The sequence below is a fragment of the Pseudomonas sp. B15(2017) genome (assembly GCF_002113215.1).
GTDB lineage: Bacteria > Pseudomonadota > Gammaproteobacteria > Pseudomonadales > Pseudomonadaceae > Aquipseudomonas.
In genome coordinates this window covers 228,320-253,323 of sequence record NZ_NEJZ01000003.1, presented here as the reverse complement: position 1 = coordinate 253,323, position 25,004 = coordinate 228,320, and the positions used below count along the sequence as shown (strand labels likewise).

Below are 25,004 nucleotides of genomic sequence, written 5' to 3'. Positions count from 1 at the left end.
GCCAGTCTCCACGCGACCTTTGTGGGGGCAAAAGCGGGGTGATTCCGACAGAACGACCGGTATTTACGCCAGTAAGGCCGGAAGCTGTTTGTTCAGCGCGAGTTTTTCCATCACTGCCGCACCGGTCAGGGCATAACCGAGCAATTGCCCTTCGGCGTCGTGGCACAGCACCTTGATGTCGGCGCCCTGCCCTTCGACCGTCCAGGCACCCTCGCGGCCCCGTGGTGGCGGCGAAACCACCAGCGGGCAAACCGGCGTTTTCACGGTGATCGGCATCGGCCCGTAATTCACCACGGTCGGGTTTCCGGCCAGAGTCTGTGCCAGCGCTCGCGCACAACTCATGAGGGGCATGACGTACAGAAGATTCAGCCCGTCGACCTCGGCGCAGTCGCCCAGGGCGTAAATATTGGCGTGAGAGGTCTGCAAATGACGGTCGACTACCACGCCGCGATTGGTCTGGATACCGGCAGCCGCCGCCAGATCGATCCGTGGACGCAGGCCGATAGCCGAGACCACCACATCGCAAGGGATGACCTGGCCGTCGGACAGGTGCGCTTCCAGCCCATCAGCCACTTTTTGCAGACGGGTCAGCACCGGGCCGAGGTGAAAACGCGCACCGAGACTTTCCAGCCCGGCCTGCACCGCAGCCGCCGCAGCGGGGTGCAGCAGGGTCGGCATCACCTGTTCGCACGGTGCAACCAGTTGCACCTCGTAGCCGCCCAGAATCAGGTCATTGGCGAACTCGCAGCCGATCAGCCCGGCGCCGAGCAGCAACACCCGACGCTTGCCTGCCGCCGCCTCGCGAAAACGTGCGTAGTCTTCGAGATCGTTGATCGGGAACACCAGATCCCCGCCATCGCCTTCGATCGGCACCCGCACGGTTTCGGCGCCCCAGGCAAGGATCAGGTCGCGATAGCTCACCGCTTCCTCGCCGATCCACAGCCGCTTGTGGCCAGGGTCGATGCCGCTGATGCGGGTGTGGGTGCGGATTTCGGCCTTCAATTGCTCGGCCATGGCGCCCGGTTCGGCCATGCTCAGGCCATCGGCGTCCTTGTTCTTGCCAAAACCGGTGGACAGCATCGGCTTGGAGTAGGAACGACCGTCATCGGCAGTAATCAGCAGCAACGGGGTTTCGCCATCGAGTTTGCGAAACTCGCGGGCCAGGTTGTAACCCGCAAGCCCGGTGCCAACGATTACGACAGGTGCGCTCATGCCCTACTCCTCAATGTTTTCTCAGTTGATTTCGATCATTTCGAAGTCCATCTTGCCGACGCCGCAGTCCGGGCACAGCCAGTCTTCCGGCACGTCCTGCCACAGGGTGCCCGGCGCAATACCGTCATCCGGCCAGCCTTTGGCTTCGTCATAGATCAGGCCGCAGACCACACATTGCCACTTTTTCATTCAGGTACTTCCTCAGGGTTCAGGCTTTATCCGGCGCGGACGGTCGATGGTGCCGCGCTGCCGTCCGGCTCAGGGCGTTTTGTACTGATCGGGCCGGGCAGATGCAAGCCTGTTCGGCGCAGCGGCGACCCGGATCACTCAAACTCGCGGCTCGCCATGGTAAGCTCGCCGCCTCATTTGCTGCCAATAATGACTCATTGTGCAACACACAAACGACCCGCTGTGGCGCCCGCAAAGCGAACTGACACCCCTCCCCGACACATCCACGCTCGACTGGCTGTTCGACGAAGGTTCCCTGACCCGCCGGCTGACGCGCCTGTCCGATGACGGCTTCAGCATAACGCCGCTGTTCGAGGGCTGGCAGACCCTGCGTGACGACGAATGCGCGGCGCTGGATCTGGCCGAAGGCAGTGAAGGCTGGGTGCGCGAGGTTTATCTGCGCGGGCATGGCGAGGCCTGGGTGTTCGCCCGCAGCGTGGCGTCACGCAGTGCCTTGCAGGGCGACGGCTTGCACATGGATGAACTGGGCAGCCGTTCGCTGGGCGAACTGCTGTTCTGCGATCACGCCTTCCAGCGCCGCGCCATCGAAGTCTGCCATTACCCGGAACACTGGCTGCCCGAAGGTTCCCGGGCTGCCGGCCTGTGGGGCCGCCGTTCGCGCTTCGACCGTGGCGCCTTGAGCGTACTGGTGGCGGAGATTTTCCTGCCTGCGCTGTGGGAAGCCGTCCGCGCCCGTCCGGAGAACTGCTGATGTACCAAAGCCTGCTCAAATCCCTGAATCGCTTGAACCCGCGCGCCTGGGACTTCATCCAGCTGACCCGGATGGACAAGCCGATCGGCATTTATCTGCTGCTGTGGCCGACGCTCTGGGCCCTGTGGATTGCCGGTAAAGGCTCGCCATCGCTGGCCAATATCGTGATTTTCGTCCTCGGCGTTGTATTGACCCGCGCCGGTGGCTGCGTGATCAACGACTGGGCCGACCGCAAGGTCGACGGCCACGTCAAACGCACTGCGCAGCGACCTATCGCTGCCGGCAAGATCAGCTCGAAAGAAGCGCTGGTGTTCTTCGCGCTGCTGATGGGCGTGAGTTTCCTGCTGGTGCTGTGCACCAACGCCGCGACAATCTGGCTGTCGCTGGGTGGTCTGGCGTTGGCGTTCACTTATCCGTTCATGAAGCGCTACACCTATTACCCGCAGGTGGTGCTGGGCGCGGCGTTCTCCTGGGGGATGCCGATGGCGTTCACCGCCGAGACCGGTGAGTTGCCGGCCACAGCCTGGCTGCTATGGATTGCCAACCTGCTGTGGACGGTGGGCTATGACACTTATTACGCGATGACCGACCGCGACGATGACCTGAAGATCGGCGTGAAATCCACGGCGATCCTGTTCGGCGATGCCGACCGGGTGATCATCCTGACCTTGCAGGCATTGTCACTGGGCTGTCTGCTGCTGGCGGGGTCGAAGTTCGAGCTGGGGATCTGGTTCCACCTCGGCCTGCTGGTGGCTGCCGGGTGCTACGCCTGGGAGTTCTGGTACACCCGCGACCGGGACCGGATGCGTTGCTTCAAGGCGTTCCTGCACAACCACTGGGCCGGGCTGGCGATTTTCGTCGGGATCGTGCTGGATTACGCGTTGCGCTGATCCACAGAACCTGTGGGAGCAAGCCCGCTCCCACAGGGGAGTTGCGTTTATTTGTGCTCGTGCACCACGTGCCACACGTCCTTCATGCCATCGCCCTTCATTTCTCCGGGCTTCTCATCCTTCACGAACGTATACAGCGGCTTGCCGTCGTAGGCGTACTGCATCATGCCGTCATCGCGCTTGATCACCGTCCATTTGCCTTCGGCCTTGGCGCCTGCGGGAGCCATCATCGGCGGCCAGTTCTTGGCGCAATCGCCGTTGCACATCGACTTGCCGCCACTGTCCTTGTCGAACGTGTAAAGCGTCATGCCCTTGTGGTCGACCATCATTCCGTCCTTCATCATGGCCGGCTCGGCCGCCATCGCCAGTCCAGGCAGAGTCAGGGCGGCAGCCATCAGCAAAGCCTTAAAGGAAGCAGTCAATTGAGTCATGGAAACCTTCTTTTGTGGTTGTCAGGATTCGGACTTAGAGCTTAGTTCAGGATTTGCACAATCGCCGCCGGACTAAAATACTGTCACACGACTGCAATAATTCCGTTATCTAATGCGGCGCAAGACAGTTAAATGACAAGAGGATTAAGGCATGGTTGGCAGGAGCATTCTGATCGTCGACGACGAAGCGCCCATTCGCGAAATGATCGCCGTTGCGTTGGAAATGGCCGGCTATGACTGCCTCGAGGCAGAGAACTCGCAGCAGGCGCACGCCATCATCGTCGATCGCAAGCCGGACCTGATTCTGCTCGACTGGATGCTGCCGGGCACCTCCGGCATCGAGCTGGCCCGCCGCCTCAAGCGTGACGAGCTGACCGGTGACATTCCGATCATCATGCTCACCGCCAAAGGTGAAGAGGACAACAAGATCCAGGGCCTGGAAGTCGGCGCCGACGACTACATCACCAAACCGTTTTCCCCACGCGAACTGGTGGCGCGCCTGAAGGCCGTGCTGCGTCGCGCCGGCCCGACCGATGGCGAAGCGCCAATCGAGGTCGGCGGCCTGCTGCTCGATCCGATCAGCCACCGCGTGACCATCGACGGCCGTCCGGCCGAGATGGGCCCGACCGAATACCGTCTGCTGCAATTCTTCATGACCCATCAGGAACGCGCCTACACCCGCGGCCAGTTGCTGGACCAGGTCTGGGGCGGCAACGTCTATGTTGAAGAGCGCACCGTCGACGTGCACATCCGGCGCCTGCGCAAGGCCCTCGGCGACGCCTACGAAAACCTGGTACAAACCGTGCGCGGCACCGGCTACCGGTTCTCCACCAAAGCCTGAGCCGAGCGCCAGCCCCGCAGACAAGGACCGCATTTTCCGTGAACCAAAACTGGCATGGCACCCTGATTCGCCACATGCTGTTGCTGGTCACCGGCTGCCTGGTAATCGGCCTGATCACCGGCTACTACGGCTGGAGTCTGGCAGCGGGCCTGGGCCTGTACCTGGCCTGGACGCTCAAACAACTGCTGCGCCTGCACGAATGGCTGCGCCTGCACCAACCCGATGAAGCACCGCCCGACGGTTACGGCCTGTGGGGCGAGGTGTTCGACAGCATCTACCATCTGCAACGCCGCGACCAACGGGTACGCGGACGCCTGCAAGCGGTGATCGACCGCGTTCAGGAGTCCACCGCCGCGCTGAAAGACGCGGTGATCATGCTCGACAGCGACGGCAATCTGGAATGGTGGAACCGCGCCGCCGAGACCTTGCTCGGCCTCAAGACCCCACAAGACAGCGGTCAACCCGTGACCAACCTGGTTCGTCATCCGCGCTTCAAGGAATACTTCGAGCAGGAAAGCTACGCCGAGCCGCTGGAAATCCCCTCGCCGACCAATGATCGCGTGCGCATTCAGATGTACCTCACGCGCTACGGCAACAACGAACACCTGATGCTGGTGCGCGACGTCACACGCATCCATCAGCTGGAACAGATGCGCAAGGACTTCATCGCCAACGTCTCCCATGAGCTGCGCACGCCGCTGACGGTGATCTGCGGCTACCTGGAAACCCTGCTCGACAACGTCGAGGAAGTGAACCCGCGCTGGAGCCGCGCGCTGCAGCAGATGCAACAACAGGGCGGCCGCATGCAAACCCTGCTCAACGACCTGCTGCTGCTGGCCAAGCTGGAAGCCACCGATTACCCGTCGGACAATCAGCCGGTGCACATCGACACTTTGCTGCAGTCGATCAAGAGCGACGCGCAGCAGTTGTCCGGCTCAAAGAATCAGCACATCACCCTGGAAGCCGACACCCGCATTCTGCTCAAGGGCAGCGAGGCGGAACTGCGCAGTGCGTTCTCCAACCTGGTGTTCAACGCCGTCAAATACACGCCGGCCGAAGGCAATATCCGCATTCGCTGGTGGGGCGACGATCAAGGCGCACACCTCAGCGTGCAGGATTCCGGGATCGGCATCGACAGCAAACACCTGCCGCGCCTGACCGAACGCTTTTACCGCGTCGACTCCAGCCGCAACTCCAACACCGGCGGCACGGGCCTGGGTCTGGCCATCGTCAAACACGTACTGCTGCGCCATCGCGCACGGATGGAGATCAGCAGCGTGCCCGGTCACGGGAGCACGTTTACCTGCCATTTCGCTCCGGCCCAGATCGCTCAGGCACGGGTCATCAGCGCCGCTGAGTAATGCCGGACTAGGCAATCGCCAGGTCAGCCGCTACATTGGCTGACTTGCGCCTGCCTTTTCAGGTGCGGATTTTTCTTTCTTCGAATCACACGGAACCCGCAAAACTCCATCATGGACCCTTCCCCTGGCTTGTCCCTCGCAACAATATTCGCCGATTTCGGCATGATTCTTTTCGCTCTGATCCTGGTTCTGCTCAACGGCTTCTTCGTTGCGGCGGAATTCGCCATGGTCAAACTGCGCTCGACCCGGGTCGAAGCGATCGCCGAGCAGCACGGCTGGCGCGGGCACATCCTGCGCACGGTGCACAGTCAGCTCGATGCTTACCTCTCGGCGTGCCAGCTCGGTATCACCCTCGCCTCCCTCGGCCTGGGCTGGGTCGGTGAGCCGGCGTTTGCGCACATTCTCGAGCCGCTGCTGAGCGCGGTCGGCGTGCAGTCGGCCGAAGTCGTCAAAGGCATCTCGTTCTTCACCGCGTTCTTCATCATTTCCTACCTGCACATCGTGGTCGGCGAGCTCGCACCCAAATCCTGGGCGATCCGCAAACCCGAGCTGCTGTCGCTGTGGACTGCGGTGCCGCTGTACCTGTTCTACTGGGCCATGTACCCGGCGATCTACCTGCTCAACGCCAGCGCCAACACCATCCTGCGCATCGCGGGGCAAGGTGAGCCCGGCCCGCACCACGAGCACCATTACAGCCGTGAAGAACTGAAACTGATCCTGCACTCCAGCCGTGGCCAGGACCCGAGCGACCAGGGCATGCGCGTACTGGCCTCGGCGGTGGAAATGGGCGAACTGGAAGTGGTCGACTGGGCCAACTCCCGGGAAGACCTGATTACGCTCGAATTCAACGCGCCGCTGAAAGAAATCCTGGCGATGTTCCGTCGCCACAAGTTCAGTCGTTACCCGGTGTACGACAGCGAGCGCAAGGAATTCGTCGGCCTGCTGCACATCAAGGACCTGCTGCTGGAACTGGCGGCGCTGGATCACATTCCCGAGTCGTTCAACCTCGCCGAGCTGACCCGCCCGCTGGAGCGCGTGTCGCGGCACATGCCGCTGTCGCAGCTGCTGGAGCAGTTCCGCAAGGGCGGCTCGCACTTCGCCGTGGTGGAAGAAGCCGACGGCAACATCATCGGCTACCTGACCATGGAAGACGTGCTGGAAGTGCTGGTCGGCGACATTCAGGACGAACACCGCAAGGCCGAGCGCGGCATCCTCGCCTACCAGCCGGGCAAGTTGCTGGTACGAGGCGATACGCCGTTGTTCAAGGTCGAGCGCCTGCTGGGGATCGACCTGGACCACATCGAAGCCGAAACCCTCGCCGGGCTGATCTACGAAACCCTGAAACGGGTGCCGGAAGAGGAAGAAGTGCTGGAAGTCGAAGGCCTGCGGATCATCATCAAGAAGATGAAAGGTCCGAAGATCATTCTGGCCAAGGTACTGATGCTCGACTGACGGGGTTTACTGCTTGCCCAACGCAAAGTTGGGCAACGCCCCCAGCGGCTGGTTGAACTGATACGGAATCGACACCAGCCCCATCCCGGTATTGCGCTGCACCACAAAGTGCAGGTGCGGACCGCTGCTGTTGCCGGTGTTGCCGGACAGCGCCAGCGGACTGCCCACCGTCACCCGCTGACCTTCCCGCACACTCACCGATCCTTGCTTGAGATGCAGGTACACGCCCATCGTGCCGTCGTCGTGCAATATCCGCACGAAGTTGCCGGACGGATCGGTGCCGCGCCCGTTCTGGGAATTCTCGGTCTTCACCACCACCCCGGCTCGCGCGGCGATGATCGGCGTGCCGACCGGCATAGCGATGTCCATCGCGTATTTGTTCTTCGGCCCGAAATGGCTGTAGTCGCCATTGGCGCCCTGACTCAGACGAAACGGCCCGCCCCGCCACGGAAACGGATAGCGATAGCCCTGAGCCGCGCCAGCGGGGTCACCGAGGGAATACTGGAACATCGGCGTGTACACCAGCGGCTTGCCACCGGACACCGCCGTCAGCAGCGCCAGCCGCGTATTGCTGCGCGCCGGCAGCACCCGGCGGATCGTTTGCGCCGGCGCGCCACGCACGTTGCTCAACCCGGTAAACGCCAGCGCAACCTCGACCGGCGCATACAGGTCGTTGCGCACGAACACCACGTCCGCGCCCTTCTGCTTCTTGATGTCGAGATAGACCTGGCGCTCAAGGCGCTCGACCATCCGGTCCTGAAACACGAACACCTGGGAGCCTTTGCTCGGACGGTCGCTGTACGAAACCACTCCGTTGGCATCGGTGGACTTGTAGATCGTCATGGCCACAGTCGAGGTGGAGGCCATGAACAGACCACAGAAAAACAGCAGGCGCAGGGGCATGGGCAAAAGTTCTGTCGAGTAAGGCCTGGGAATGAGCCTAGCAGCTGAAGCAGACCAGGCTAGTCGACAGATGTTTCAAATTGGCGTGAATGATCGTCCCCACGCTTTGCGTGGGGGGACGCGGAGCATCCCTTGAGGCATTCCCACGCGGAGCGTGGGAACGATCAATGTCAGGCGACGAAGATTACGCGCCTGGAACGAAGTGCTTCTGCGCCGTGCCGCGGGCGATCAGGCGGGAGATGTAGTCGAGCTTCTGCGCGTCCTGGTCGACGAAGCGGAAGGTCAGTTGCAACCAGTCGCTGTCGGGTTTCGGCTCGTGGGCGACGACGGCGTGCAGGTAGCCGTTGAGGCGGGCGATTTCGGCGTTGTCGCCCTGCTCAAGGTCCAGCACGGCGCTGTCGAGGACCTGAGGCAGGTTGTCGGTGCGTTTCACCACCAGCAGCGCTTCCTTGATGCTCAGGGCCTTGATCACGCATTGCTGGGTGCCGCTCGGCAGGCGCAGTTGGCCCTGACCGCGACCACCGGCCGGAGCGCTGGAGGCTGCCGGGGCTTTCACTGGCGGGCTGTTGAGCAGACCGCGCTGTGGCGCGGCGGCAGGTGCCGGGGCCGCAGCGGCAGGCTTGGCAAACGGGTTGGCCGCAGCAGCAGTCGGTGCGGAACCGGCTACGGCAGCCTTGCCGCCGGTCAAGGCGCTCAGGGAGTCGTTGCCGAATGCCGAGTTCATCTTGGTCGGAGCGCTGTTCATCAGGGTGTCAAGCTTGCCGACCTTGTTCAGGGCCTGCTTGACCTTGGTCAGCAGTTGCTCGTTGGTGAACGGCTTGCTGACGTATCCGGTGACGCCGGCCTGGATCGCCTGCACAACGTTTTCCTTGTCGCCCCGGCTGGTGACCATGATGAACGGCATGGTCTTGAGGTTGTCCTGCTCACGGCACCAGGTCAGCAGTTCGAGGCCGGACATTTCCGGCATTTCCCAGTCGCACAGCACCAGGTCGAAGGCTTCCTTGGCCAGCATGGCCTGAGCCTTCTTGCCGTTGATGGCGTCCTCGGCGCGGATCCCCGGGAAGTAATTACGCAGGCACTTTTTCACCAGGTCACGAATGAACGATGCATCGTCCACGACCAACACACTGATCTTGCTCATCCAACACCCCTATTAAAATCCCGGCAAGCATAACGCTGGCTGATGGCACATTGCCAAAACTCTTCAGTCACGCCGGGACTTTTCGTTCGCGGGTGCTGCTTTTTAATTCGCTCTTCAACTCGGATCCGCTTTCTGAAAGCAGAAACAAAAACGCCCGGCCAAAGGGCCGGGCGCTTTTCTCAGGCAATCTTACTTATCGTCAGCATCGTCCGGAACATTAGCGGTTTCGCCACTTGTCCCTTCAACTTCTTCCTTCATGCGCTTGAGGCCCATGTGGCGCACGTCGGTGCCGCGCACCAGGTAAATCACCAGCTCCGAGATGTTGCGCGCATGGTCGCCGATCCGCTCCAGCGAACGCAGTACCCAGATAATGCTCAAGACCCGCGAGATAGAGCGCGGGTCTTCCATCATGTAGGTCGCCAGTTCGCGCAGGGCGGTCTTGTATTCGCGGTCGATGATCTTGTCGTACTGCGCCACCGACAACGCCAAGTCGGCGTCGAAACGGGCAAAGGCGTCCAGCGCATCACGCACCATGTTGCGCACCTGGTCGCCGATGTGGCGCACCTCGACGTAACCGCGTGGCGCTTCACCCTCTTCGCACAGCTGAATCGCGCGGCGGGCGATCTTGGTCGCTTCGTCGCCGATGCGCTCCAGGTCGATCACCGACTTGGAGATGCTGATGATCAGACGCAGGTCGGACGCCGCCGGCTGACGACGGGCCAGGATGCGCAGGCATTCTTCGTCGATGTTGCGTTCCATCTGGTTGATCTGGTCGTCGATCTCGCGCACTTGCTGGGCCAGGCCCGAGTCAGCCTCGATCAGCGCGGTGACCGCGTCGTTGACCTGCTTCTCGACCAGCCCGCCCATGGCCAGCAGGTGGCTGCGCACTTCTTCCAGTTCGGCGTTGAACTGCGCGGAAATGTGATGGGTAAGGCCTTCTTTACTAATCATGTTGGCGTCCTTGGAGCGTCCGGTAAGGTGCGAGCGTCAATTCAGTGAGCGACAACCAGTGTCTGCTAGCCGTAACGACCGGTGATGTAGTCTTCGGTCTGCTTCTTGGCCGGATTGGTGAACAGGGTATCGGTGTCGCCGAATTCCACCAGTTTGCCCATGTACATGAATGCCGTGTAGTCGGACACCCGCGCTGCCTGTTGCATGTTGTGGGTCACGATGACGATGGTGAACTTGGATTTGAGCTCGTAGATCAGCTCTTCGACTTTCAGGGTCGAGATAGGGTCGAGTGCCGAGCACGGTTCGTCGAGCAGCAGCACTTCCGGTTCCACCGCGATGGTACGGGCGATCACCAGACGCTGTTGCTGACCACCGGACAGGCCGAGGGCCGAGTCATGCAGACGGTCTTTCACTTCGTCCCACAGGGCCGCGCCCTTGAGTGCCCACTCGACGGCTTCATCGAGGATGCGCTTCTTGTTGATGCCCTGGATGCGCAGACCGTAGACCACGTTTTCGTAGATGGTCTTGGGGAACGGGTTCGGCTTCTGGAACACCATGCCGACCCGGCGACGCAGCTCGGCCACGTCTTCGCCCTTGCGGTAAATGTTGTTGCCGTACAGGTTGATCGCGCCTTCGACGCGGCAGCCGTCCACCAGGTCGTTCATGCGGTTGAAGGTACGCAGCAGCGTGGACTTGCCGCAGCCGGACGGGCCGATGAAGGCGGTCACGCGCTGTTTCGGGATGTTCATGCTGACGTCATACAGCGCTTGTTTGTCGCCGTAGAACAGGCTCAGGCCCGGCACTTCGATGGCCACGGTTTCCTGCTCGAGGTTCAGGCTCTGCTTGTCGCGGCCCAGGGCAGACATGTTGATGCCGTGGGTATGTGTTTCGTGCTGCATGGGAGATCCCCTGTGCTAACAAATTCGGTTCGTTTTTTGTGGGAGCCAGCCTGCTGGCGATTCAGGCAACGCGGTGTCTCTGTGAATCCGCGGTGATGCCTTCGCGAGCAAGCTCGCTCCCACATAGAAATCAGTGCTGCAAATCAGCTGTCCAGCGCCTTGTACTTCTCGCGCAGGTGGTTACGAATCCACACTGCCGACAGGTTGAGCACGGCAATCACCAGCACCAGCAGCAACGCGGTGGCGTACACCAGCGGTCGTGCGGCTTCGACGTTCGGGCTCTGGAAGCCGACGTCGTAGATGTGGAAGCCCAGGTGCATGATCTTCTGGTCCAGGTGCAGGTACGGGTAGTTGCCGTCCACCGGCAGCGACGGCGCCAGTTTCACCACACCCACCAGCATCAGCGGCGCCACTTCACCCGCGGCACGGGCCACGGCGAGGATCATGCCGGTCATCATGGCCGGGCTGGCCATTGGCAGAACGATCTTCCACAGGGTTTCAGCCTTGGTCGCGCCGAGAGCCAGCGAGCCCTCGCGCACGGTCCGCGGGATCCGCGCCAGACCTTCTTCAGTGGCCACGATCACCACCGGCACCGCCAGCAGTGCCAGGGTCAGCGACGCCCAGAGCAGGCCCGGCGTACCGAAGGTCGGTGCCGGCAGCGCTTCCGGGAAGAACAGACGGTCGAGCGAACCGCCCAGCACGTAGACGAAGAAGCCCAGACCGAATACGCCGTAAACAATCGCCGGAACACCCGCCAGGTTGTTCACCGCAATCCGGATAACCCGGGTCAGGGTGTTCTGCTTGGCGTATTCACGCAGGTAAACCGCCGCCAGCACGCCGAACGGGGTCACGATCATCGCCATGATCAAAGTCATCATCACGGTGCCGAAGATCGCCGGGAAAATCCCGCCTTCGGTATTCGCTTCACGGGGGTCGTCGGAGAGGAATTCCCAGACCTTGTTGAAGTAGAAACCGATCTTGGTCATCGTGCCCATGGCGTTCGGCTGGTAGGCGTGAACCACTTTGCCCAGGCCGATTTCGACTTCCTTGCCGTTGGCATCGCGAGCGGTCAAAGCGTCGCGGTTGAACTGTGCGTGCAGATCGGTCAGACGGGCTTCGACGTCCTGATAGCGGGCGTTCAGCTCGGCACGTTCGGCGTCCATGTCCGCTTGCGCGGTGGCGTCGAGTTTACCTTCCAGTTCCAGTTTGCGACCGTGCAGACGGATGCGCTCGAGGCCGGCGTTGATCGCGCCGATGTCGGTTTTTTCCAGCGACTTGAGCTGCGCGGCGAGGCCATTCACGCGGTTGATCCGCGCTTGCAGCTCAGGCCAGGCCGCTTCACCTTCGGCGATCACCTTGCCGTCCTGCTTGACGTTGACCAGGTAGCCGTAGAAGTTGCCCCACTCACGGCGCTCCAGCGCCATCAGCTCCGGCGGGTTCGTCTGGTTGGTCAGCCACTCGCCGACGATCCAGGTGAAGTCGTTGCCGTTCAGGTCACGGTTGCCAACCTTGATCAACTCGCGGGTCATGAATTCCGGACCTTCGTCAGGCACCGGCAGGCCGGCGCTCTTCAGACGGGCGCGCGGCACTTCTTCTTTCTGCACCACTTCGCCCACGACCAGATGCTGGCCCTGGCCGGGTACGTCATAGCTGGCGTGGATCAGATCCGCCGGCCAGAAGTGACCCAGACCGCGCACGGCGATCACCGCCAGCAGGCCAATGGTCATGATGACCGCGATGGACACCGCGCCACCGCTGATCCAGACGCCGGGGGCGCCGCTCTTGAACCATCCTTTCAGGGAGTTCTGTTTCACAGACTTCTACCTTTCTTAAAGCGACGAGTATTTCTTGCGCAGACGCTGACGAATCAGTTCCGCGAGGGTGTTCATGATGAAGGTGAACAGCAGCAGCACCAGCGCCGAGAGGAACAGCACGCGGTAGTGGCTGCCGCCGACTTCCGACTCCGGCATTTCCACCGCCACGTTGGCGGCCAGGGTGCGCAGGCCTTCGAACAGGTTCATTTCCATGACCGGGGTGTTGCCGGTGGCCATCAGCACGATCATGGTTTCGCCGACCGCACGGCCCATGCCGATCATCAGCGCCGAGAAGATGCCCGGGCTGGCGGTCAGGATCACCACGCGAGTCATGGTCTGCCACGGCGTGGCACCGAGGGCGAGCGAGCCCAGGGTCAAGCCGCGCGGGACGCTGAACACGGCGTCTTCGGCGATCGAGTAGATGTTCGGGATCACCGCGAAACCCATGGCCAGACCGACCACCAGTGCGTTGCGCTGGTCGTAGGTGATGCCCAGGTCGTGGGAGATCCACAGGCGCATGTCACCGCCGAAGAACCAGTTCTCCATGAACGGGCTCATGTACAGCGACAGCCAGCCCACGAACAGGATCACCGGGATCAGCAGCGCACTTTCCCAGCCGTCCGGGACTTTCAGGCGGATCGATTCAGGCAGGCGGCTGAAGGTGAACCCGGCGAGCAGAATGCCGATCGGCAGCAGCATCAGCAGGCTGAAGATGCCCGGCAGGTGCCCTTCCACATACGGTGCGAGGAACAGACCGGCGAAGAAGCCGAGGATCACCGTCGGCATCGCTTCCATCAGCTCAATCACCGGCTTGACCTTGCGGCGCATGCCCGGGGCCATGAAGTACGCGGTGTAGATCGCAGCGGCGACGGCCAGCGGAGCAGCCAGCAGCATCGCGTAGAACGCGGCTTTCAGGGTGCCGAAAGTCAGTGGCGACAGGCTCAGTTTCGGCTCGAAATCGGTGTTGGCCGCAGTCGATTGCCAGACGTATTTAGGCTCGTCGTAGTTCTCGTACCAGACCTTGCTCCACAGCGCGCTCCACGACACTTCCGGGTGCGGGTTGTCGAGCAGCAGCGGTTGCAGCTTGCCGCCGGCTTCGACGATCACGCGGTTGGCCCGTGGCGACAGACCGAACAGGCCCTGGCCTTCGACCACCTGATCGACCAGCAGGGTGCGATGCGCGGTGCTGTGGAACACGCCGAGCTTGCCGCTGGCGTCCAGGGCCAGGAAGCCTTTGCGACGCTCCTCAGCGGTAATTTCAACGATCGGCGTGGTGCCCATCTGGAAGGTGCGGATCTGCTTCAGGCGCAGCTCGCCATCGGTGTCGCGAGCCATGAACCACTGGGCCAGGCCACCCTTGGAATCGCCGACGATCAGCGAGATGCCACCCACCAGCTGGGTGGCGGCAGTGACTTCGGCTTCGCCGTTTTCCAGCAATTTGTAGCGACCGTTGAGGCTCTTGTCGCGCAGGCTGAACACGTCGGCCTGGGCACGCCCGTTGACCACGTACAGCCACTGCTGGCGCGGGTCGACGAAGATGTTTTTCACAGGCTCGGTCATCTGCGGCAGATCGATACGCTTCTGCTCGTTGGTGACTTCGCCGGTCATCATGTTTTCTTCGCTGGTCAGCGACAACACATTGAGTTGCGAACCGGTGGAGCCGACCAGCATCAGGGTCGAGTCGGTGGCGTTGAGGCTGACGTGCTCCAGTGCACCGCCGCTCTCGTTCAGCGCAATCGGCGCTTCGCCGTACGGGAACTCGATCGCCGGGGTGATGGTTTTCTTGCCTTCCGGGTAGCTGACTTTATAGGTGTGACGGAACACCAGCGCCTGACCGTTGGACAGGCCCACGGCCACCAGCGGATGGCCCGGCTGGTCTTCGCCGATGGAGGTCACACTGGTGCCTGCCGGCAAAGGCAGATCGACGCGCTTCAATTCAGCGCCACTGTCGATGTCGAAGAACAGCGCCTGGCCCTTGTCGGAAACGCGCATGGCCACCTGATTCTGCTCTTCGAGCGAAATCATCAGCGGCTTGCCGGCGTCCTGCATCCAGGCCGGGGTGATTGCATCTTTCGCGGTCAGGTCAGCACCTTTGAACAACGGCGCAACCACATAGGCGAGGAAGAAGAAGATCAGGGTGATGGCTGCCAGCACCGCCAGACCGCCGACGAGGACGTACCAGCGAGTGAAGCGATCCTTGAGCGCGCGAATGCGGCGCTTGCGTTGCAACTCAGGCGTATTGAAGTCAATGCGCTTGGGAGGGTTCGTAGTCATTTTGGAATTGGCCAGATCATTCATGCGCACACCCTAGCGATCCTGTATGACAGAAAGATGACAATGCAGTGACGCACCAAATCCGCCGCCAGCAGGGCACTGGCAGTGGATAGAAGAATTCGGGGAGTGTGGGGGCCGGGCCGCTTGCGGGCCGGGCCCCACACATGAGTCAGGCGGGGTTCACCCCTGACTCAGTTTGTTACTTTTTTGCGACTTCAGCGCCGCCTTCCTTCAGACCCAGGTCAGCCAGTGCTTTTGCAGCAACTTTGGCTGGCAGTGGGATGTAGCCGTCTTTCACGACCACTTCCTGACCCTGTTTCGACAGAACCAGTTTCACGAACTCGGCTTCCAGCGGGGCCAGAGGCTTGTTCGGGGCTTTGTTGACGTATACGTACAGGAAACGCGACAGCGGGTACTTGCCGTTCAGGGCGTTTTCTTCGCTGTCTTCGATGAAGTCAGTGCTGCCTTTCTTCGACAGAGCAACGGTTTTCACGCTGGCGGTCTTGTAGCCGATGCCCGAGTAACCGATGCCGTTCAGCGAGGAGCTGATCGACTGCACAACCGAAGCCGAGCCTGGCTGTTCGTTGACGTTAGGCTTGTAGTCGCCTTTGCACAGGGCTTCTTCCTTGAAGTAGCCGTAAGTGCCGGATACCGAGTTGCGACCGAACAGTTGAACCGGCTTGTTGGCCAGGTCGCCGGTCACGCCCAGGTCACCCCAGGTTTTCACGTCGGTCTTGGCGCCGCACAGACGGGTGGACGAGAAGATCGCGTCAACCTGTTCCATGGTCAGGTGCTGGATCGGGTTGTCCTTGTGCACGAATACAGCCAGGGCGTCCACGGCAACCGGGATAGCGGTTGGCTTGTAGCCGTATTTCTGCTCGAAGGCCGCCAGTTCGGTGTCCTTCATCTTGCGGCTCATCGGGCCCAGGTTGGAGGTGCCTTCAGTCAGCGCAGGTGGCGCAGTGGCGGAGCCTGCGGCCTGAATCTGGATGTTTACGTTCGGGTATTCTTTTTTGTAGTTCTCAGCCCAGAGGGTCATGAGGTTGGCCAGGGTATCGGAGCCGACGCTGGACAGGTTGCCCGACACACCAGTGGTCTTGGTGTAGCTCGGGATAGCAGGGTCAACAGCGGCAACCGCGTTGGCAGTCGCAACGCCAGCAGCGACAAAAGTCATTGCCGCCATCAAACGCTTCAGTTTCATGCCTTACTCCTAGCAGATAGGGTGTGTTAAGTCGGGGCCAAGTATCAGCAGGCCGTGTGAACACTCTATGGCTGAAATATGACAATTGGATGAAAGGCCAGCATGTCGTGACAGATCGTTCCCACGCTCTGCGTGGGAACGCCGCCATGGACGCTCCGCGTCCGCTTCAAGACGTGACGCGGAGCGTCACGGGATGCATTCCCACGCAGAGCGTGGGAACGATCAGCGTGAGGGGAATTTAGCGACCTTTGCTCCACAACCACGCGCCGACCAGGATCCCCATCCCGCACAGCACCGCTACATAGTAGGCAGGCCCCATCGCGCTTTCTTTCAGCAGCAGGCTGACGACCATCGGGGTCAGGCCGCCGAAGATCGCGTAAGCGACGTTATAAGAAAAGGACAGACCACTGAAGCGCACGACCGGCGGGAACGCTTTCACCATCACATACGGCACCGCGCCGATGGTGCCGACCAGCAGTCCGGTCAGCGCATACAGCGGGAACAGCCAGTCCGGGTGATCGACGAGGCTGTGATAGAAGGTCCAGGAGCTGGCCAGCAGCGCCGTGCAACCGACCACGAATACGCGTCCGGCACCGAAGCGATCCGCCAGTGCGCCGGAAATGATGCAGCCAAAGCTCAAGAAGACGATGGCAAGGCTGTTGGATTGCAGCGCGGTGGTCGGCGAAAAGTGATAGACCGTTTGCAGCACGGTCGGGGTCATCAGGATCACCACGACGATCCCGGCGGACAGCAGCCAGGTCAGCAGCATCGACACGGCGATGGCCCCGCGATGGTCACGCAGCACTGCACGCAGCGGCACTTCTTCGGCCAGCGCCTTGCGCTGTTGCAGTTCGGCGAACACCGGAGTTTCATGCAGCCAGCGACGCAGGTAGACCGAGAACAGGCCGAACACGCCACCCAACAGGAACGGGATCCGCCAGGCGTAATCCGAAACTTCCGTTGGCGTATAGATGCCGTTGATCGCAGTGGCGACCAGCGAGCCGAGCAGGATGCCAGCGGTCAGGCCGCTGGTCAGGGTGCCGCAGGCATAGCCGATGTGCTTGCCGGGTACGTGTTCGGAAACGAAGACCCACGCCCCCGGAACCTCACCGCCAATCGCAGCGCCCTGGATCACCCGCATCAACAGCAACAGGATCGGCGCCCACAGGCCGATCTGCGCGTAGGTCGGCAGCAGGCCCATGATCAGGGTCGGCACGGCCATCATGAAAATGCTCAGGGTGAACATCTTCTTGCGCCCCAGCAGGTCGCCGAAGTGCGCCATCACGATCCCGCCCAGCGGCCGCGCGAGGTAACCGGCGGCGAAGATGCCGAAGGTCTGCATCAGGCGCAGCCACTCGGGCATGTCGGCCGGGAAGAACAATTTGCCGACCACGGTGGCAAAGAACACAAAGATGATGAAATCGTAAAACTCCAGCGCGCCCCCCAGGGCCGATAGCGACAGAGTCTTGTAGTCATTGCGGGTCAACGGTCGTGCGGGTTGGTCGGGCTGCGCGAGGCTCGAGGGCGCTGTGGTCATGGCAAGGTCTTCTCTTATAGTCGGATCTGCCGCCACAACAACGCTGGCTGTGGCTCGGGCAGGTTCGGCACCATAGCAAATTGTTCGAAAAAGCACATAGAGACGCGTATTTGCCGGTCGAAATGAGAACCGGACGGTCGTCGCGGAGTCTACCGACCGATATACTCGCAACCTTGCTCCGGTTTGTAAGGGGTTGCTGTGCGAAAACGCCGTTGGCCCGACCCTTGCTCGGGATTAGCCGGTTTCGCAGAGTTTCTCCTTAGGCGCCTGATGGAAAACGTGACGAACGTAGTATGTTCGGTGCTGAATCGTTTTTCCCGAAGACGGCTACCACCAGCAATACCCAACGAAGAGTCACGGGTCAGAGGCACCCCAGGCATGATAGAGCTCGAACAAGAAGATCCGATCCCGCAAGGCGACCTGGCCCTGCAAATCACCGCACTTCCCCGCGAAACCAACGGCTTCGGCGATATTTTCGGCGGCTGGCTGGTGGCGCAGATGGACCTGGCAGGCACTGCCATGGCCAGCCGCGTCGCCGGTGGCCGTGTCGCAACCGTCGCCATCGACCGCATGGCTTTTCTGGTGCCGGTGGCTGTCGGCGCGCAATTGTCCTTTTATACCCAGACCCTGGAAATCGGCCGCAGCTCGATCCAGATGATGGTCGAGGTGTGGAGCGACGACCCGCTGTCCAGCGAGTGGCGTAAAGTGACCGAAGCCGTGTTCGTGTTCGTTGCCATCGATGGCAGCGGTCGCACCCGTTCGGTTCCGCCGCGCGCCTGTTAAACCTCGCGGCCGTTTCACGGTCGATAGTCGTCCAAGTTGCTGATCGAGAGTTGCCCCATGAACACGCCCAACGTTGAAGCCGTGAAACTGGATGAACTGAACTGCTGGCGCATCCGCCACGGTCAGGCCGAAGTGCTGGTGGCCCAGCAAGGCGCGCACATCCTCAGTTATCAGGTAGACGGCCAGCCGCCACTGATCTGGCTGAACGACAAGGCCGTGTTCAAGACCGGCAAGAGCATCCGCGCCGGCGTGCCGGTGTGCTGGCCGTGGTTCGGCATCTTCGCCCGCAACCCGCAGAGCGTGCAGGCGATGCGCACGAGCGAAGAACCGGCCGGGGCCCACGGATTTGTCCGGGCGATGGATTGGGAACTGGGCGGCATCGAAGCCGAAGGCGAAAGCCTGAAAGTGGAATTCAAGCTGCCTTACCCCGAGGGCGGTTTTGCGGAATGGCCGCATCAGGTCGACCTGACCCTGACCCTGCGCCTCGACGATCAGTTGCACATCAGCCTGACCAGCCACAACCGTGGCACCGACACCGTCAGCATCAGTCAGGCGCTGCACAGCTATTTTGCGGTCAGCGATGTGCGCAACGTGCGCGTCGAAGGCGTGGATGGCCTGGACTACATCGAGACCCTGGATGACTGGAAGACTCACACCCAGCAAGGCGATCTGCGTTTCGCCGCAGAAACCGACCGCATCTACCTCGACGCCCCACCGCAATTGAGCATCATCGACCCAGCCTGGGAACGACGCATCGTGCTGAACACCACCGGCTCACGCACGGCGGTGATCTGGAACCCGTGGATCGACCGCGCCGCCGCGCTCAGCGACATGGATAACGACGGCTGGCAACGCATGCTGTGCATCGAGACGGCGAACGTGATGAACGATGTGATGAACCTGGCGCCGGATGCCAGCCACACCCTGGGTGTGAGCGTCGGCAGCCAGCCCCTCTGAAAACAAAAATCGCAGCCCTGGGGCTGCGATTTTTTTTGCGGGTCGCAATTACAGATCCGATTCCTGCACCACCCGCACCTTGTCCGCGTCCAGCGCATACGCCGCATCGGCCAGGTCATTGCTGACCTTTTCGATCTTCAGCGTGCCGGTCACCCACAGCGGCGTGTAGATGTCATCCAGCTTCAAGCCTTTTGGATAACGCACCAGCACCAGTTGATTCGGCGGCGGTGGCGGCACATGAATGCACGCGCCCGGATACGGCACGAGGAAGAACAACGTGCTGCGCCCCTTGGCGTCGGACTCCAGCGGCACCGGATAACCGCCGATACGGATGTGCTTGTCGTTCATCGACGCCACGGTCTTGGTCGAATACATCACCGCCGGCAAGCCCTTGGCCTGCTTCATCCCGCCTTTCTGGGTGAAGGTGCCGGTGGCTTCCGGGGAGTTGTGGTCGATTTCAGGCATGGCCTCAAGGGCTTTCTGATCCGACTTGGGCATCAGTTCCAGCCAGTCGGTTTCCGGCAGATCACCGGCGTGAGCCAGACCGCTGCCCAGCAAAAGGAGAGTCAATAGAAGACGGCGCATGGAGGTGCTCGGTAAAGGATGCTCGAATAAGGAGGGAACGCTGAATCGCCGAGCATTCTAGCCCTCCCCGCCGGATTGGCAGAGAGGGCTTTGTCGCTTTGGATCAGTTCTTTTTGATCAGGCCGTAGATCACCAGCAGCACAATCGCGCCAACCAGCGCGCCAATGAAGCTTGCTGTTTCACCCGGCTGATAAATGCCCAGGGCCTGGCCGCCGTAAGTGGCTGCCAGCGAACCGCCGATACCGAGCAGGATGGTCATGATCCAGCCCATGCTGTCATCGCCCGGTTTCAGGAACCGCGCCAGCAGGCCGACGATGAGGCCGATAAAGATGGTTCCGATAATTCCCATGGCATTTCCCTCTGAATAGTAGATATGCCCAAGCCTAGTCAGACTTTGGCATCCTGCCATGAGAGAGCGGCGGCCCCCTAATGGTTCCGCCGCTGCCAGATGAAACTGTCGTTACTCGGCGATCAGTGCTTCGACCTTGAGGATCTGCTGCTCGAGAGTCGCCTTGTCCTTGCAGCGCAGATTGGCGTGACCGACCTTGCGCCCGGCCTTGAAGGCCTTGCCGTAGTGATGCAGATGGCAATCATCGATGGCGATGACTTTCTCCACCGGCGGCACGACGCCGATGAAGTTGAGCATCGCGCTCTCGCCGACCTTGGCAGTCGAACCCAGCGGCAGACCGGCAACGGCTCGCAGATGGTTTTCGAACTGGCTGCACTCGGCGCCTTCGGTGGTCCAGTGCCCGGAGTTGTGCACGCGCGGAGCGATTTCGTTGGCCTTGAGGCCACCGTCGACCTCAAAAAACTCGAACGCCATCACGCCGACATAATCCAGCTGCTTGAGCACGCGGCTGGAATAGTCTTCGGCCAGCGCCTGCAGCGGGTGATCGGAGCTGGCGACCGACAGCTTGAGGATGCCGCTGTCGTGAGTGTTGTGCACCAGCGGATAGAACCTGGTCTCGCCATCGCGGGCACGCACGGCGATCAGCGACACTTCGCCGGTGAACGGCACGAAGCCTTCCAGCAGGCAAGGCACGCTACCCAGTTCAGCGAAGGTATCGACCACGTCTTCCGGCTTGCGCAGGACTTTCTGGCCCTTGCCGTCGTAACCCAGGGTACGGGTTTTCAGCACGGCCGGCAGACCGATCGAAGCAACGGCGGCGTCCAGGTCGGCTTGCGACTGGATGTCGGCGAATGCCGGGGTCGGAATCCCGAGGTCCTTGAACATGCTCTTTTCGAACCAGCGGTCGCGAGCGATGCGCAGGGCTTCGGCACTCGGGTAGACCGGTACGAATTGCGAAAGGAAGGCCACGGTTTCGGCCGGGACGCTTTCGAACTCGAAGGTCACCAGATCGACTTCATCGGCCAATTGGCGCAGATGATCCTGATCGCCGTAATCGGCCCGCAGGTGTTCGCCCAGCGCAGCGGCGCAAGCGTCCGGCGCAGGGTCGAGGAAAGCGAAGTTCATGCCCAGCGGGGTGCCCGCCAGGGCCAACATGCGACCCAACTGGCCGCCACCGATTACACCGATCTTCATCTCAACAACCTCAGGCAATACGTGGGTCTGGATTGTCCAGGACGCTGTCTGTCTGCTCGGCACGGAAGGTCTTCAGTACCGCGTGGAATTGTGGATGCTTGGCGCCCAGGATGCTCGCCGACAACAGCGCGGCGTTAATCGCGCCCGCCTTGCCGATGGCCAGAGTGGCAACCGGAATACCGGCCGGCATCTGCACGATCGACAGCAGCGAGTCGACGCCCGAGAGCATGGCCGACTGCACCGGCACGCCCAGCACCGGCAGGTGGGTCTTGGCCGCACACATGCCTGGCAGGTGGGCTGCGCCACCGGCACCGGCGATGATCACCTCGATGCCGCGGCCTTCAGCCTCTTCGGCGTACTGGAACAGCAGATCCGGGGTGCGATGGGCGGAAACCACCTTGACCTCGTAAGGGATGCCGAGCTTTTCCAGCATATCGGCGGTGTGGCTAAGGGTGGACCAATCGGACTTGGAGCCCATGATCACGCCAACCAGTGCACTCATCGTCGCGCCTCTTCTCTCTGGGCGCCCGCAGGCGCGTCAAAAACAACAAGCCACGCAGGATGCGTGGCTTGTTGTAGGAAAAATGGCCGGACGAACCGGCCGAAGGCCGCGCAGTATACCGCAAAGAAAGCAATAAACAGCCCCCGTTGCGACCATCTGTCAAATGAGCCAAAGCCCCGGTTTTATTGACTCAAAGGTCAGCGCCAGCGCATTCAGGAAGATTGTGCCGCACCGCCTTCCAGCTTGCGCCACAACAACCGCACATTGGCCTTGCGCACCAGCGCACAGCGGTAGAGGCGAATCTCCAGTGGCACATGCCATTGCGGACCGCCGCAGATCACCAGTTCGCCCCGGGCCAGTTCGTTCCGCACACTCAACTGCGGAACCCAGGCAATGCCGAGGCCTTCCAGGGCCATGCTTTTAAGGCTGTCAGCCATAGCGGTTTCATAGATGGTGGTGAAGCGCAGCTGACGCTGACGCAGCAATCCGTTTACCGAACGCCCGAGAAACGCCCCGGCGCTGTACGCCAGCAATGGCACACTGCCCTCGCCTTCCAGATCGAACAGCGGTTTGCCGTTGGCATCCGCCGCACACACAGGAAGCATTTCGGTGTGGCCCAGGTGCAGCGACGGGAAGATTTCCGGGTCCATCTGCATGGCCGCGTCCGGGTCATAGAAGGCCAGCATCAGATCGCAGCCACCTTCACGCAGCGCGTGCACTGCGTCGCCGACGTTGGTCGCCACCAGCCGCGTGGCGATGTTCAGGCCTTCGTTGCGCAGTTGCGCGATCCAGCGAGGGAAAAAACCGAGGGCCAGCGAGTGCGCCGCCGCGACCTGGATCACTTCGCCCTGCCCGCCTTCCAGATGATGAAGATGGCGCAGCACTTCACCGAGCTGCTCGACCACGGTGCGCGCGGTCACCAGGAACAGTTGCCCCGCCGCTGTCAGCTCGACCGGCGTACGCGAGCGGTTGACCAGCGTCAGCCCGAGCGCCGCTTCCAGGCTGCGGATCCGCCGACTGAACGCCGGCTGGGTCACGAAGCGCCGTTCGGCCGCCTGCGAGAAGCTGCGGGTGGCGGCCAGAGCACTGAAGTCCTCGAGCCATTTGCTTTCCAGATTCATCACGTCCTCCCGGACACGCACCAAAACAGGTCACACGTCTGCCGCGCACGCGGCGTCACACGGGCATTATGCCGAATGTGCATAGGGCAGTGTTTAACAGCATTGGCCCAAAAACTCCCACAAGCCTAGCATTCGCAGCGTTCCGGCACAGACCGGGTCCATATCGAGATGATTTCTATCATGTCCTCCGCTGCATCATTCCGCACAGAAAACGACCTGCTTGGCGCCCTCGAAGTCCCTGCTCAAGCGTATTACGGCATCCAGACCCTGCGAGCGGTGAACAACTTCCGCCTCTCCGGCGTTCCGATTTCGCACTACCCGAAGCTGGTTGTCGGTCTGGCGATGGTCAAACAGGCCGCCGCTGACGCCAACCGTGAGCTGGGCCACCTGAGCGAAGCCAAGCACGCTGCCATCAGCGAAGCCTGTGCACGTCTGATCCGCGGTGATTTCCACGAAGAGTTCGTGGTCGACATGATTCAAGGTGGCGCCGGTACCTCCACCAACATGAACGCCAACGAAGTGATCGCCAACATCGCGCTGGAAGCGATGGGTCACCAGAAGGGCGAGTACCAGTACCTGCACCCGAACGACGACGTGAACATGGCGCAGTCGACCAACGACGCCTACCCGACCGCAATCCGTCTGGGTCTGCTGCTGGGTCACGACGCGCTGCTGGCCAGCCTCGACAGCCTGATTCAGGCATTCGCGGCCAAGGGTGAAGAATTCAACCACGTCCTGAAGATGGGTCGTACCCAGCTGCAAGACGCCGTGCCGATGACTTTGGGTCAAGAGTTCCGCGCCTTCGCCACCACCATGAGCGAAGACCTGGCCCGTCTCAAAACACTGGCTCCGGAAGTCCTGACCGAAGTGAACCTGGGCGGCACCGCGATCGGCACCGGCATCAACGCCGACCCGCGCTATCAGGCCCTGGCCGTAAAGCGTCTGGCGCTGATCAGCGGTCAGCCGCTGGTTCCAGCCGCCGACCTGATCGAAGCCACCTCCGACATGGGCGCCTTCGTGCTGTTCTCCGGCATGCTCAAGCGCACCGCGGTCAAGCTGTCGAAGATCTGCAACGACCTGCGTCTGCTGTCCAGCGGCCCGCGCACCGGCATCAACGAAATCAACCTGCCGGCGCGTCAGCCAGGCAGCTCGATCATGCCAGGCAAGGTCAACCCGGTCATCCCGGAAGCCGTGAACCAGGTGGCCTTCCAGGTCATCGGTAACGATCTGGCGCTGACCATGGCAGCCGAAGGCGGCCAACTGCAACTGAACGTGATGGAGCCGCTGATCGCTTTCAAGATCCTCGACTCGATCCGTCTGCTGCAACGCGCCATGGACATGCTGCGCGAGCACTGCATCGTCGGCATCACCGCCAACGAAGCGCGCTGCCGTGAACTGGTCGAACACTCGATCGGTCTGGTCACCGCACTGAACCCGTACATCGGCTACAAAAACGCCACCCGCATCGCCCGTATCGCCCTTGAAAGCGGCCGCGGCGTGCTGGAACTGGTGCGCGAAGAAGGTCTGCTCGACGAAGCCATGCTCGCCGACATCCTGCGCCCGGAAAACATGATTGCTCCGCGTCTGGTACCTCTGAAGGCCTGATCCGACGCGTTACTTGTAGCACCGCTCACCAGGTCGAGGGACTAGACACCTCTCACCTTTT

At 61.6% G+C, this 25,004-nt stretch carries 24 protein-coding genes; 8 read left to right on the top strand and 16 right to left on the bottom strand.

Annotated elements, in window-relative coordinates:
* Nucleotides 1-63: 63 nt before the first annotated feature.
* Nucleotides 64-1,212 carry an NAD(P)/FAD-dependent oxidoreductase gene (locus tag CAF73_RS06645; RefSeq protein WP_085702300.1) on the bottom strand — a complete coding sequence of 383 codons (1,149 nt, stop codon included), beginning with the start codon at nt 1,210-1,212 and terminating at the stop codon, nt 64-66.
* Between the two features lie 21 nt (nt 1,213-1,233).
* Nucleotides 1,234-1,401 (bottom strand): rubredoxin, encoded by a 168-nt coding sequence (locus CAF73_RS06640; protein WP_085696775.1) that lies wholly within the window; start codon nt 1,399-1,401, stop codon nt 1,234-1,236.
* A 199-nt stretch (nt 1,402-1,600) separates the two neighbouring features.
* Between CAF73_RS06640 and CAF73_RS06635 the strand changes: the two genes are divergently transcribed.
* Nucleotides 1,601-2,152: a chorismate lyase gene (locus tag CAF73_RS06635; protein WP_085696773.1), complete on the top strand. Its 552-nt coding sequence runs from the start codon at nt 1,601-1,603 to the stop codon at nt 2,150-2,152.
* Nucleotides 2,152-3,042, top strand: a complete 891-nt coding sequence (gene ubiA, locus CAF73_RS06630; protein WP_085702299.1) for a 4-hydroxybenzoate octaprenyltransferase — start codon at nt 2,152-2,154, stop codon at nt 3,040-3,042. The genes CAF73_RS06635 and ubiA overlap by 1 nt, the downstream gene beginning before the upstream one ends.
* A 47-nt stretch (nt 3,043-3,089) precedes the next feature.
* On the opposite strand, the gene CAF73_RS06625 is transcribed toward ubiA, so the two are convergent.
* Nucleotides 3,090-3,473, bottom strand: coding sequence for a hypothetical protein (locus CAF73_RS06625; protein WP_085702298.1), 384 nt, complete (start codon nt 3,471-3,473; stop codon nt 3,090-3,092).
* Nucleotides 3,474-3,624: 151 nt separating this feature from the next.
* Here CAF73_RS06625 and phoB point away from each other — a divergent pair, with 151 nt between their 5' ends.
* The 3 genes from phoB (at nt 3,625) to CAF73_RS06610 (ending at nt 7,127) form a co-directional block, all read left to right on the top strand.
* Entirely contained in the window at nt 3,625-4,314 is a 690-nt protein-coding gene (phoB, locus tag CAF73_RS06620; protein WP_003229608.1) for a phosphate regulon transcriptional regulator PhoB, read from the top strand.
* A 74-nt stretch (nt 4,315-4,388) separates the two neighbouring features.
* Nucleotides 4,389-5,675, top strand: a complete 1,287-nt coding sequence (phoR, locus tag CAF73_RS06615) for a phosphate regulon sensor histidine kinase PhoR (RefSeq protein WP_234206561.1) — start codon at nt 4,389-4,391, stop codon at nt 5,673-5,675.
* A 111-nt stretch (nt 5,676-5,786) separates the two neighbouring features.
* Nucleotides 5,787-7,127 (top strand): hemolysin family protein, encoded by a 1,341-nt coding sequence (locus tag CAF73_RS06610; protein ID WP_007954342.1) that lies wholly within the window; start codon nt 5,787-5,789, stop codon nt 7,125-7,127.
* 6 nt (nt 7,128-7,133) lie between these two features.
* On the opposite strand, the gene CAF73_RS06605 is transcribed toward CAF73_RS06610, so the two are convergent.
* The 8 genes from CAF73_RS06605 to CAF73_RS06570 all read right to left on the bottom strand — a co-directional run bounded on the left by CAF73_RS06605 (nt 7,134) and on the right by CAF73_RS06570 (nt 17,847).
* Nucleotides 7,134-8,030 carry a M23 family metallopeptidase gene (locus tag CAF73_RS06605; RefSeq protein ID WP_085696763.1) on the bottom strand — a complete coding sequence of 299 codons (897 nt, stop codon included), beginning with the start codon at nt 8,028-8,030 and terminating at the stop codon, nt 7,134-7,136.
* 184 nt (nt 8,031-8,214) lie between these two features.
* The gene (locus tag CAF73_RS06600; RefSeq protein WP_085702297.1) at nt 8,215-9,171 is read right to left on the bottom strand and encodes a response regulator; all 957 of its coding nucleotides are present in this window, start codon (nt 9,169-9,171) and stop codon (nt 8,215-8,217) included.
* A 189-nt stretch (nt 9,172-9,360) separates the two neighbouring features.
* A complete protein-coding gene (phoU, locus tag CAF73_RS06595) occupies nt 9,361-10,122 on the bottom strand; it encodes a phosphate signaling complex protein PhoU (RefSeq protein ID WP_085696759.1) in 762 nt (253 codons plus the stop codon).
* 65 nt (nt 10,123-10,187) lie between these two features.
* A complete protein-coding gene (gene pstB / locus CAF73_RS06590) occupies nt 10,188-11,021 on the bottom strand; it encodes a phosphate ABC transporter ATP-binding protein PstB (RefSeq protein ID WP_085696757.1) in 834 nt (277 codons plus the stop codon).
* 143 nt (nt 11,022-11,164) lie between these two features.
* Entirely contained in the window at nt 11,165-12,835 is a 1,671-nt protein-coding gene (gene pstA, locus CAF73_RS06585) for a phosphate ABC transporter permease PstA (RefSeq protein WP_085696755.1), read from the bottom strand.
* Between the two features lie 15 nt (nt 12,836-12,850).
* Nucleotides 12,851-14,884 (bottom strand): ABC transporter permease subunit, encoded by a 2,034-nt coding sequence (locus tag CAF73_RS06580; RefSeq protein ID WP_170929696.1) that lies wholly within the window; start codon nt 14,882-14,884, stop codon nt 12,851-12,853.
* Nucleotides 14,885-15,308: 424 nt separating this feature from the next.
* Nucleotides 15,309-16,310 carry a phosphate ABC transporter substrate-binding protein PstS gene (locus CAF73_RS06575; RefSeq protein WP_085696751.1) on the bottom strand — a complete coding sequence of 334 codons (1,002 nt, stop codon included), beginning with the start codon at nt 16,308-16,310 and terminating at the stop codon, nt 15,309-15,311.
* A gap of 238 nt (nt 16,311-16,548) precedes the next feature.
* A complete protein-coding gene (locus CAF73_RS06570; protein WP_085702296.1) occupies nt 16,549-17,847 on the bottom strand; it encodes an MFS transporter in 1,299 nt (432 codons plus the stop codon).
* A 378-nt stretch (nt 17,848-18,225) separates the two neighbouring features.
* Between CAF73_RS06570 and CAF73_RS06565 the strand changes: the two genes are divergently transcribed.
* Nucleotides 18,226-18,630, top strand: coding sequence for an acyl-CoA thioesterase (locus tag CAF73_RS06565; protein ID WP_085696748.1), 405 nt, complete (start codon nt 18,226-18,228; stop codon nt 18,628-18,630).
* A gap of 57 nt (nt 18,631-18,687) precedes the next feature.
* The gene (locus CAF73_RS06560; RefSeq protein ID WP_085702295.1) at nt 18,688-19,587 is read left to right on the top strand and encodes a D-hexose-6-phosphate mutarotase; all 900 of its coding nucleotides are present in this window, start codon (nt 18,688-18,690) and stop codon (nt 19,585-19,587) included.
* A gap of 48 nt (nt 19,588-19,635) precedes the next feature.
* Here CAF73_RS06560 and CAF73_RS06555 read toward each other — a convergent pair whose 3' ends face one another.
* From CAF73_RS06555 to CAF73_RS06535, 5 genes are all read right to left on the bottom strand, one after another.
* A complete protein-coding gene (locus CAF73_RS06555) occupies nt 19,636-20,172 on the bottom strand; it encodes a DUF3299 domain-containing protein (RefSeq protein ID WP_085696744.1) in 537 nt (178 codons plus the stop codon).
* Between the two features lie 103 nt (nt 20,173-20,275).
* Nucleotides 20,276-20,521, bottom strand: a complete 246-nt coding sequence (locus CAF73_RS06550) for a GlsB/YeaQ/YmgE family stress response membrane protein (RefSeq protein WP_085702294.1) — start codon at nt 20,519-20,521, stop codon at nt 20,276-20,278.
* Nucleotides 20,522-20,632: 111 nt separating this feature from the next.
* On the bottom strand, nt 20,633-21,715 hold the full coding sequence (locus tag CAF73_RS06545) for a 5-(carboxyamino)imidazole ribonucleotide synthase (protein ID WP_085702293.1): 1,083 nt from the start codon (nt 21,713-21,715) through the stop codon (nt 20,633-20,635).
* Between the two features lie 10 nt (nt 21,716-21,725).
* Nucleotides 21,726-22,217, bottom strand: coding sequence for a 5-(carboxyamino)imidazole ribonucleotide mutase (purE, locus tag CAF73_RS06540; protein WP_007954291.1), 492 nt, complete (start codon nt 22,215-22,217; stop codon nt 21,726-21,728).
* A gap of 212 nt (nt 22,218-22,429) precedes the next feature.
* On the bottom strand, nt 22,430-23,338 hold the full coding sequence (locus tag CAF73_RS06535) for a LysR substrate-binding domain-containing protein (RefSeq protein WP_085702292.1): 909 nt from the start codon (nt 23,336-23,338) through the stop codon (nt 22,430-22,432).
* A 180-nt stretch (nt 23,339-23,518) separates the two neighbouring features.
* Here CAF73_RS06535 and aspA point away from each other — a divergent pair, with 180 nt between their 5' ends.
* Entirely contained in the window at nt 23,519-24,943 is a 1,425-nt protein-coding gene (gene aspA, locus CAF73_RS06530) for an aspartate ammonia-lyase (protein ID WP_085696738.1), read from the top strand.
* The last annotated feature ends 61 nt before the right edge of the window (nt 24,944-25,004 follow it).